The 10,200-nt window shown below is 64.1% G+C and carries 10 protein-coding genes; 8 read left to right on the forward strand and 2 right to left on the reverse strand.

All coding sequences use genetic code 11. The features are described from left to right. Positions 1-792, reverse strand: a 792-nt coding sequence (locus EOA23_RS27215) for a LysR substrate-binding domain-containing protein (RefSeq protein WP_127306416.1), incomplete at its 3' end; no start/stop codon positions are given. A 197-nt stretch (positions 793-989) separates the two neighbouring features. Between EOA23_RS27215 and speB the strand changes: the two genes are divergently transcribed. From speB to EOA23_RS27235, 4 genes are all read left to right on the forward strand, one after another. Then, positions 990-2,045 carry an agmatinase gene (gene speB, locus EOA23_RS27220; protein ID WP_127306417.1) on the forward strand — a complete coding sequence of 352 codons (1,056 nt, stop codon included), beginning with the start codon at positions 990-992 and terminating at the stop codon, positions 2,043-2,045. Between the two features lie 155 nt (positions 2,046-2,200). Continuing rightward, positions 2,201-3,001, forward strand: coding sequence for a transporter substrate-binding domain-containing protein (locus EOA23_RS27225; RefSeq protein WP_127306418.1), 801 nt, complete (start codon positions 2,201-2,203; stop codon positions 2,999-3,001). Between the two features lie 68 nt (positions 3,002-3,069). Further along, entirely contained in the window at positions 3,070-3,738 is a 669-nt protein-coding gene (locus tag EOA23_RS27230; RefSeq protein WP_127306419.1) for an amino acid ABC transporter permease, read from the forward strand. Next, positions 3,735-4,379 (forward strand): amino acid ABC transporter permease, encoded by a 645-nt coding sequence (locus EOA23_RS27235; RefSeq protein ID WP_127306420.1) that lies wholly within the window; start codon positions 3,735-3,737, stop codon positions 4,377-4,379. The genes EOA23_RS27230 and EOA23_RS27235 overlap by 4 nt, the downstream gene beginning before the upstream one ends. Positions 4,380-4,419: 40 nt before the next feature. Here the strand turns inward: EOA23_RS27235 and EOA23_RS27240 are convergent, their stop codons facing one another. Next, complete coding sequence (locus tag EOA23_RS27240) at positions 4,420-5,823, reverse strand: MATE family efflux transporter (RefSeq protein ID WP_127306421.1); 1,404 nt, start codon at positions 5,821-5,823, stop codon at positions 4,420-4,422. Positions 5,824-6,068: 245 nt separating this feature from the next. On the opposite strand from EOA23_RS27240, the gene EOA23_RS27245 reads away from it, so the two are divergent. The 4 genes from EOA23_RS27245 to EOA23_RS27260 all read left to right on the forward strand — a co-directional run. Then, positions 6,069-6,986: an AraC family transcriptional regulator gene (locus EOA23_RS27245; protein WP_127306422.1), complete on the forward strand. Its 918-nt coding sequence runs from the start codon at positions 6,069-6,071 to the stop codon at positions 6,984-6,986. A 238-nt stretch (positions 6,987-7,224) separates the two neighbouring features. Next, complete coding sequence (locus EOA23_RS27250) at positions 7,225-8,499, forward strand: extracellular solute-binding protein (RefSeq protein WP_127306423.1); 1,275 nt, start codon at positions 7,225-7,227, stop codon at positions 8,497-8,499. Positions 8,500-8,600: 101 nt separating this feature from the next. Then, entirely contained in the window at positions 8,601-9,467 is an 867-nt protein-coding gene (locus EOA23_RS27255) for a sugar ABC transporter permease (RefSeq protein ID WP_127306424.1), read from the forward strand. Further along, the coding region (locus tag EOA23_RS27260) for a carbohydrate ABC transporter permease (RefSeq protein WP_189341722.1) at positions 9,464-10,200 on the forward strand (737 nt) is incomplete at its 3' end. The genes EOA23_RS27255 and EOA23_RS27260, both read left to right, overlap by 4 nt.

Below are 10,200 nucleotides of genomic sequence, written 5' to 3' on the forward strand. Positions count from 1 at the left end.
GTGGACCGCCGGCACCGAGAGCGTGAAGGGCGCGACGAGCATGCCCCTGGCAAGCAAGGCGCGCGCGGTGACGGAATCGCCGAGCGCAACACCATGGCCGTGCACGGCGGCTTCCGTCGCCATGCGCGCATCGCCCAGACGGTGGCGGCGGCCGCGCTCGAGATCGAGCGCGTCGGCGGCGGCCAGCCAGGTGTGCCATTCACGGCCATCGTCGCCATGCAGGAAGACGTGGTCGGCGAGGTCGCGGACGCTGCGGATCGGCCGGTTGTTGATCAGCGTCGGGCTGACCACGGGAAACAATTCCAGCCCGGACCATTTGCGTATCCAGCAGTCGCTCCAGCCACCGTCGCCATAATGCACGCAGACGTCGATGTCCGCGGCGCGGATGTCCCTGGGATCGTTGGAGGGGATCAGCGTCAGCTGGATGTCGGGATATTGCGCCGTGAAGGAGCCGAGCCGCGGCGTCATCCAGAGCAAGAGCAGCGCCGGCACGCAGGAGACCGACAGCGTGCCGGCGCTCGCCGGCCGCGTCATGCGCTGCGTGGCGGCGGCGATGCCTTCAAAGGCGGCCGAGACCGCCGGCAGGAATTCGGCGCCATGCGGCGTCAGCTTCACCCGCTGACCTGTGCGCTCGAAGAGCTTCACGCCCAGCGATTGCTCGAGCGCCTTGATCTGGTGGCTGACGGCGCCATGCGTGACATTGAGCTCGCCCGCCGCCTTGGTCAGCGAGGCGTGCCGCGCCGTGGCCTCGAAGGCGCGCAGCGGGTTCAGCGGCGGCAGGCGCTTGGCCATGGAACGGCTCCTACTTTGTGAGATTTTCTCACAACCAAGACCCTAACAATATCAATTGATTTTTCAATGCGGCTGCTCGACACTTTTGCCCGGAACAGCGTCAAGAGATGGGAAATCCGCAGCGCAGCCGCCGGGAAACGATCCGGCCGGCTTGGTAAATCGTCCATGCGCTACAGGCAGGCACAGGAGGACCGGACATGGGTTACGATCGCGGCAAGCTCGAAGCGTTGCGCCGCAAATATGGCGAGAGCCATGGCGGCGGGATGTTCGACCCGAAATTCCGCAAGGTCGCCGACAAGCTCTTCAACAAGTCGGGCACCCGCCTCGCCCCCTATTCCGGCATCCCGACCTTTCTCGCCGCGCCCTATCGCGAGATCGCCGCCGAGAACCCGGACTTCGGCGACCTGCAGGTGGCGATGATCGGCGTACCGATGGATCTCGGCGTCACCAACCGGCCCGGCTCGCGCTTCGGGCCGCGCGCGCTGCGCGCCATCGAACGCATCGGGCCCTACAATCATGTGCTGGAATGCGCGCCGACGCATGAGCTTCGCGTCGCCGACATCGGCGACACGCCGTTCCGCAGTCGCTACCGGCTGGAGATCAGCCACGAGGACATCGAAAAGCGCACCAACCAGATCGTCGATGCGGGCGTGCTGCCACTCTCGGTCGGCGGCGACCATTCGATCAGCCATCCGATCCTGAAGGCGGTCGGCAAGAAGTCGCCCGTCGGCATGATCCATATCGACGCCCATTGCGACACCAGCGGGCTGTTCGACATGACCAAGTTCCACCATGGCGGCCCTTTCCGCAACGCGGTGCTGGACGGCGTGCTCGATCCGTCGCGAACCATCCAGATCGGCATCCGCGGCTCGGCCGAATATCTGTGGGAGTTCACCTACGAGTCCGGCATGACGGTCGTGCATGCCGAGGAGGTGACCGGCCTCGGCATCCCGGCGATCATCGAAAAGGCGCGCAAGATTGTCGGCGACGGGCCGACCTACATCTCCTTCGATGTCGACAGCATCGATCCGGCCTTCGCGCCGGGCACCGGCACGCCGGAAGTCGGCGGGCTGACGACGCGCGAGGTGCTCGAACTGCTGCGCGGCCTGAAGGGCCTCAACATCGTCGGCGGCGACGTCGTCGAGGTGGCGCCGCAATACGACTCCACCACCAACACCGCCCATGTCGGCGCGCAGGTGCTTTTCGAGATTCTCAGCCTCATGGCGTTCAGCCCGGCGATCAAGAAAGGCTGAGACTTCTTAATTTCACGCAATTCCGGACGGAAGCTATGGCGAAGTCGCCAAGCCTAAACCGCGTCACACTTTCCTGGAATTGCTTAGCCAATACGGCCGCCGCGCTGGAGCCGGCGGCCGGACGCAACAAACAAGCTTCCAGCAGGGGAACAACAATGACTCTTCGCAACGCACTGAAATCCATAATCACAGCAGCGATGATGTTCGGCACTGCCGGCCTCGCTACTCAGGCGAAAGCCGACGCCGTCGACGACATCGTCAAGGCCGGCGCCATCAATGTCGGCATCTTCTCGGACTTCCCGCCCTTCTCCTCGGCCAGCGCCGATATGAGCATCAAGGGCTATGACATCGACGTCGCGCAGGCGATCGCCGATTCGCTCAAGGTGAAGCTCAACCTGGTCAGCGTCACCGGCCAGAACCGCATCCCGTATCTCACCGACAAGCGCGTCGATATCCTGATGAGCGTCGGCTATTCCAAGGAGCGCGAGCAGGTGATCGACTTCGCCGCCGCCTACGCGCCCTACTACATCGCCGTCATCGGGCCGAAAGCAACGGCGGTGAAAGGCAAGGAAGACCTCGCCGACAAGTCGATCGCCGTCAACCGCGGCACGCTGGAGGATACGTCGTTGACGGAAGCGGCGCCCGCTTCCGCCGATATCCGCCGCTTCGACAACTACAATTCCGTCATCCAGGCCTTCATCTCCGGCCAGACGCAGCTGATGGTGGTCGGCAACGATGTCGGCGCGCAGGTGCTGGCCAAGCAGGATGTGCTGCAGCCAGAGCAGAAATTCCAGCTCTTGACCTCGCCCTCGCATATCGGCCTCAACAAGAATGAGGACCGGCTGAAGAAGGCGGTGAACGACGCGGTCGCCAAGATGCTCGCCGACGGCAAGCTGGACGAGAGCTCCAAGGCCTGGCTGAAGACGCCGCTCAACCCCGACAACCTCAAGGATTGATCTCCGGCGCGGCTCAGCCTGTAACGAAGGGCTGAGCCGTTCCGCCTGCTCCAACAAGGTCAATCGCCATGGGCTACAGCCTCGACTTCGGCTGGCTTGCGGGTGCGGCGGGCGTGATCGCGCGCGGCGCGGCGATGACGCTGCTTCTGATCGCCGTCACCACGCTCGCCGGCACCTTCCTCAGCATCCTGGGCGCCGCCGGCAAAAGAAACGGCCCAAAGCCGCTTCAGCTGGCGATCGGCTGCTATGTCGAGGTGATGCGCAACACGCCATTCCTGGTGCAGCTGTTCTTCATCTTCTTCGGCCTGCCCAGCCTCGGCATAAGGCTCGACCCGATACTGGCCGCAATGCTGGCGATGACGCTCAACATGGCGGCCTACACGATCGAAATCGTCGGCGCCGGGCTCGACGCCGTGCCGCGCGGCCAGACGGAAGCAGCCCTGGCGCTTGGCCTCAGGCCGCGCCAGGTGTTCATCAAGATCGTGCTGCCGCAGGCGCTGAAAGTGATCTATCCGGCACTGACCAGCCAGATCGTCATCATGATGCTGGAATCGGCCGTGGTGTCGCAGATCGCGGTGCGCGAGCTGACCTACGAGGCCGACATGCTGCAAGCGCGCACTTTCCGCGCCTTCGAAACCTATTTCGCGGTGACGATGGTCTATCTCGGCTTGTCGATGGGGCTGCGCCGGCTGCTGGTCAGCGGCGGCCGCCGCGTTCTTGGAGCCGGCGTGTCATGATCGAGTTCACTCTCTGGGACATCGTGCGCAACCTTCTGCTCGCCGCGCGCTGGACCGTGCTTTTGTCGCTCGCCGCCTTCATCGGCGGCGCGCTGGTCGGGCTGGTGGTGCTGTTCTTCCGCATCGCCAAAAACAAATGGGTGAAGCGTATCGCTTCGGGCTACATCGCGCTGTTCCAGGGCACGCCGCTTTTGATGCAGCTCTTCCTGATGTTCTTCGGCCTACCGATGCTGGGCCTGCGCATCGAGCCGTGGACGGCGGCGGTGCTGGGGCTGACCTTCTTCGCCAGCGCCTATCTCGCCGAGATCTGGCGCAGCGGCGTCGACGCCCTGCCCCGCGGCCAGTGGGACGCCGGCGCCAGCCTTGGCCTGCATTATCTGCAGGAACTCAGGCTGATCATCCTGCCGCAGGCCTTCGCCATCACCCGCGCGCCGACCGTCGGCTTCCTGGTGCAGCTGATCAAATCGACTGCGCTGACCTCGATCATTGGCTTCGAGGAACTGGTCAGAACCTCCAACGCGATCAACAACGCCACCTTCGAGCCATTCAAGGTCTATGGGCTGGTGGCGTTGATCTTCTTCGTCATGTGCTTCCCGCTGACGCAATATGCGCGGCGGCTGGAGCGCGCGGCGGTTCGTTGAACCGGCGAAAGGCTGCCGAGCGGACCGGCAGCCTTGTCGATCAATGCCCGAAGGCGAGCGCCGGCGCGATGCGGTCGCGCCTGAGCCAGCGCGCGAGCAGCAGCGCCGCCACCACGGCCAGCCCGGAGGCCAGGCCGATCCAGATGCCGACGCCGTTCAGGCCGAAATGGAAGGCAAGCAGCACGCCGAGCGGCAGGCCTACGCCCCAATAGCCGATCGCGGCGTAGATCATCGGCACCTTGGTGTCGTGCAGGCCGCGCAGCATGCCGGCGGCAACCGCCTGGGCGCCGTCGAAGATCTGGAACAGCGCCGCGAACACCAGGAACGACACGGCAAGCGTGATCACCCTGGCATTGGCCGGATCGCCGAGGTCGATGAAGGCGCTGATCAGCGCGTGCGGACACAGAATCATCACCAGGCCCATCAGCGCCATGAAGGAGACGCCGATGACGAAGGCGGTCCAACCGGCGCGCGAAACGCCTTCCGGATTGCCGGCGCCATGCGCCAGGCCGACCCGGACCGTTACCGCCTGGTTGAGGCCGAGCGGCACCATGAAAGAGATCGAGGCGATCTGGATGGCGATCGCATGGGCGGCGAGCGAGTCCGCATCGATCAGGCCCATGAGCAGGGCCGCCGCATTGAAGATCGTCACCTCGAAGGCGAGGATGCCGGCGATCGGCAGGCCGAGCCTCAGCAGGCCGCGGAAGCGCGGCCAGTCGGAGCGCCAGAAGCGACCGAATAGCCGGTAGCGGCGGAATTTCTTCTCGAGCATCACCACCGCCGCCAGGCCGATGAACATCAGCGTGCTGGACAAAGTTGTGGCGAGGCCGGAGCCGGCGATGCCCATCGATTTGACGCCGAGATTGCCGAACATGAACACCCAGTTGAAGAATGCGTTGCAAGCGACTGCGACGAAAACGATGATCAGCGCCCAGCCCGGCCGCTCCAGCGCCGAGATGAAGGAGCGCAGCACGATGTAGCCATAGAAGGGCAGCACCGCCCATTGCAGCCAGTGCAGATAGATGCCGGCCTGATGCGCGAGCTCCCGCTTCTGGCCCATGGCCAGAAGCACCTCTTCGCCATGCGAGAGGAAAATCCAGATCGGGAGAGAGATCAGGATCGCCAGCCACAGGCCCTGTCGCACGGTGCGGCGCAGGTCGCGCACCGAATGGCGATGGCGGCCGAGCTCGGTCGCCATCATTGGCGAGGTCGCCAGCATGAGGCCCAAGCCGAAGATCAGTGGCATGAAATAGAGGTTGGAGCCGAGCGCGCCGGCGGCGAGCGTATCCGGCCCCAGCCGACCCATCATCATGACGTCGGTCGCGGTCATCGCGGTCTGGCCGAGATTGGTCAGCACCATCGGCCAGGCGAGCGCTACCGTCGCCCTGATTTCCTGACGCCAAAGGTTTTCCGGCGCGAGGGCGCCGGTTTCGATCGCAGACATTGTTCCGCTCTTTCAGAACACGGCGCGTCGGCAAAAAAGGGCCGGAAGCCGTACACAATGGCGCAAAATGGCGCCATTTGCGCCGCCTTGTGAACGAAACGCGACATGTTGGCAAGGGAGGAGGCCGGCTTAGCGATTGATCCAGGCGGAGCTGCGATTCCCCCGCGCCTCCTTCATTTGCCGGCCGCAGGCTGCTACGGATGCCCCGGGCATGCGCAGCCGGCGCGCCATGCCGGGAGGAATGGATGCCGTTCAGGCGCAGAAAGAACACGGCCGCGATTCCGCGCACGGCGCCCGCCTTCGAGCACATCGTCACGGAGGCGAGCGAGAGTTTCCTGTGGCGGCTGGACGATTATCCGTGGGAGCGCAATGTCTGGAATTTCCATCCGGAATACGAGATCCATCTTCTGCGGAAATCGTCGGGCGTGGTGCTCGTCGGCGACCATATCGGCGAGTTCGGGCCGGGCTATCTGACCATCGTCGGCGGCGGGCTGCCGCATGACTGGGTAACGGCGGTGCAGCCGGGCGAGCTGATCGAAGGGCGCGATATCGTGCTGCAGTTCGACGCCGAGCGGCTGCGCGGTTCATCCGGTCTGCTGCCGGAATTGCGCGAGCTGGAGCCGTTCCTGGAGCGCTCGCTGCGCGGCATGGTCTTTCACGGCCAGACGGCGCTCGACGGCGCCGAGCTGATGGAGAGAATGGGCGAAGTGCACGGGCTGGCGCGGTTCCGCATGTTCCTCCAGCTGCTCGACCTGCTAGCCACCACCGACGAATACGCGCTGTTGTCGTCGCCGGATTTCTCCCCGCTGCTCGACGCGGAGTCGCTCGACATCATCCAGCGTTCGCTGATCTATCTGTTCCAGCATTTCGCCGAGGATCTGAAGCTGCCGGACGTGGCAGCCTTGGCCGGCATGAGCGAAAGCACCTTCTCGCGCTTCTTCCAGAAAAATACCGGCAACTCCTTTAGCGACCATGTCGCCAAGCTGAGGCTCTGGCAGGCCTGCAAGCTGCTCGCGGACACCGAGATCCCGATCACCGACATCTGCTTCCAGGTCGGCTATATGAACATCTCCAACTTCAACCGCGCCTTCCTGCGCAAGCACAAGATGACGCCGTCATCCTACCGCAAGCTGTCGCGGCAGCGGCTGACACTAAGGGCGTGACACAGCCGATACCCGCCCACTTCCGATTGCACTGATACTCGTGTGACGGGCAGACTCTGCCGGTGACATTTTTTGCGGCGCACAATGCATAAAAGTACATGTCTGCTGCAACGGGGCTTCTAGTCTCGCCTTCTCCAACTGCTCATTTTGGCGACGGGTGACAGGTCAGACGGGCGACGGTGAGGGTCGCTTGGCCAAGGATCTGCCGCTTCGCGACTGTTCCTGGAGGAGAAAATCAATGAAATCATATCGGCTCGCTGCCAGCCTCGGCGCAGCGTTCGTGCTTACCGCTTCCGTTTCAACCGCTGCACTTGCGCAGGCGCCCGTATGCTCGGCGCCGGTCAAGGTGCTGGCGCAGCCGCGCGACGGGCTGACGCTTCTGGAAGACTCCAAGGACGAGTTCAAGAAACTCTCCGGCGCCTCGTTCCAGATCGACTATCTCAACGAGAACGACCGCCGCGCCAAGTCGCGCGCCGATGCCTCCACCGTCGGCAATTACAACGTCTACTATGTCGACGAGGCCAATGTGGCGCTGTTCGCCTCCTCGGGCTGGATCGTGCCGCTGACCGATTATTACCCGGCTGACTACGACTATGCCGATTTCGATCCCGGCCGCCAGAAGGTTGCCACCTATGACGGCAAGGTCTGGTTCGCGCCGCTGACCGGCGGCGGCGACCTGATGGTCTATCGCAAGGACGTGCTGGAGGCCGCCGGCATCCAGCCGCCGAAGACACTGGACGAGCTGATCGCCGACGTGCCGAAGCTGACCAATGCCGACAAGGGCATATACGGCATCGCGCTGCGCGGCGCGCGCGGCTCGGGCGCCAATGTCTGGCGCTGGATGCCGTTCTTCAAGGCCTATGGCGGCAAGTGGTTCGACGGCGACAAGCCGGCTTTCAATTCGGACGCCGCCGTGAAGGCGACGGAGACCTATCTGAAGCTGTTCAAGGACTCGGCGCCCGGCACGCAGACCGGCAGCTGGGATGAATCGACCGGCGCCTTCCTCTCCGGCCAGGTCGCCATCCTCGTCGAATCGACGCCGCTGTCGGGCATGGCGGTCGACCCGAAGACCTCGCAGGTGGTCGGCAAGGTCGGCTTCCTGCCGCCGCCCTCGCCGCTGCCCGGCGGCGGCTACGGCCATGGGCTCGCCATCGGCACCAAGGCCAATGCGGATGACGCGGCGAAGAAATGCGCCGGGCTGTTCATCGCCTGGGCGACGTCGAAGGAGAACGAGAAGCGCCGGCTCGATGCGCATCAGTTCGGCGAGCTGAACCGCACCAGCGTGCTCTCCAGCAAGGAGTTCGCCGACATCTACGGCGCCGATCTCGGCCAGGCTCTGGCCGAAACCGGCAAGGTGACGGCGGTGAACTTCTGGCAGGATCCGCGCTGGCCCGATCTCGGCGACCGCTGGGGCATCATCCTGGAAGAACTGGTCACCGGCACGCGCACCGACATCAAGGGCGGCCTCAATGAGCTCGAGGCCTATGCCAACGAGCTGGTGAAGAAGAAGTAATCCTCCCGCCCGCGGCGCGCGGTCCACGGCATTCGAAGGAATGCCGGGATCCGCGCCGCGGGTTTCATATCAGCGACCACATTACCTCCCGAGGATAGGCAATGCGCCGACGCTCTTCCCTGCCGGTCACATTTCTGGTTCCCACCCTCGCCATCCTTCTGGTGCTGTCGATGGTGCCGACGCTCTACGCCATCGTGATCGCGCTGCAGAATCGCGAGCTGAGCGCGCCGAGCTATTCCTGGGTGTGGTTCTCGAACTTCGCCGATCTCTTCAGCGACCGCCGTTTCCTCAACGCCGTCTGGGTGTCGGTGAAATGGGAGATCGTCACCGTCGTGGCGACGATGGTGGTGGCGATCGGGCTCGGCGTGCTGATGTTCGAGGTCGCCTCGCCACAGCTGCGCAATTTCTACTGCCTTCTGTTCATCATCCCGGTGCTTTTGCCGCGCGTCTCGGCGGCCTTCGTCTGGAAGTTCGCCTATCACCCGCTCTACGGCATCGCCACCTATCCCTACCGGCTGATCACCGGCGGGCTGATCTTCGATCCACTGTCCAAGCCCGGCTCAGCGCTCTTCGCCGTCGCTTCGGTGGACGTGTGGCAATGGGGGCTGTTCTTCGCCGTCATCGTGCTGAAGCTGCTCGAAACCTTGCCGCCGCAGCCGATCGAGGCGGCCAGGCTCGACCACGCCAAGCGCTGGCAGATCCATGCCTATGTGACGCTACCAATGCTGAAGGCGCCGCTGATCAGCCTGATGTTCGTCAAGATGATCGAATCGCTGCGCTCCTTCGACCTGATCTATGTGATGACGCGCGGCGGACCGGGCGTGGCGACCGAAACGCTCGACATGTATGCGTTCTCGCAGGGCTTCATCGAGTCCGGCAAGGTCTCCTACGCTTCGGCCATGGCGGTGCTGATGATGATCGCGACCGTCATCACCTTCACCATGCTGTGGAAGCGGGTGCAGGCATGAAGCAATATCGGATAAGACCAGGCCGCCTGATCGCGAAAACCATCCTGGCGCTGGCCGGGTTCCTCGCCGTGTTCCCGCTTCTCTGGACGGCGCTCAACGCGCTGAAGAACAATGTCGACATCATCACGCGCGTGCCGAAGGTGATCTTCACGCCGACGCTTGCCAATATAAGCTACATCCTTGGCCGCGACAGCGTGCTGACCGGGCTCTACAATTCCGCGGTCGCCTGCGGCGCGGCGGTGCTGATCGGCATCGTGCTCGGGCTGCCGGCCGCCTATGCCGTGGCGCGTTATCCCAACCGCTTCGCCGGCGACATCCAGTTCTTCGTGCTTTCGCTGCGCTTCCTGCCGCCGGTGGCGGTCGCCATCCCGCTGATGGTGATCTGGCTGCAGGTCGGCCTCTACGACACTTTGCCGGCGCTGATCGTCACCTACTCGCTGCTCACCATCTCGGTGATCATGTGGCTTGCGATCCCGGCTTTCCAGGGCGTGCCGAAGGAGATCGAGGAGGCGGCCTTCGTCGACGGCTACGGCGCCTATTCGGTGTTCTGGCGGATCGCGCTTCCGGTCGCGGCGCGTTCGCTGATCGGCGCCATCGCCTTCAGCTTCGTGCTGGTCTGGAACGAGTTCCTGATCGCGCTGATGCTGTCGAGTTCCAACGCCAAGACGCTGCCGATCGTGGCTTCCGAGCTGTCGCAGCAAGGCATGAACGTGCCTTGGGGCATCCTCAATGC

The organism is Mesorhizobium sp. M2A.F.Ca.ET.042.01.1.1, assembly GCF_003997405.1.
GTDB lineage: Bacteria > Pseudomonadota > Alphaproteobacteria > Rhizobiales > Rhizobiaceae > Mesorhizobium.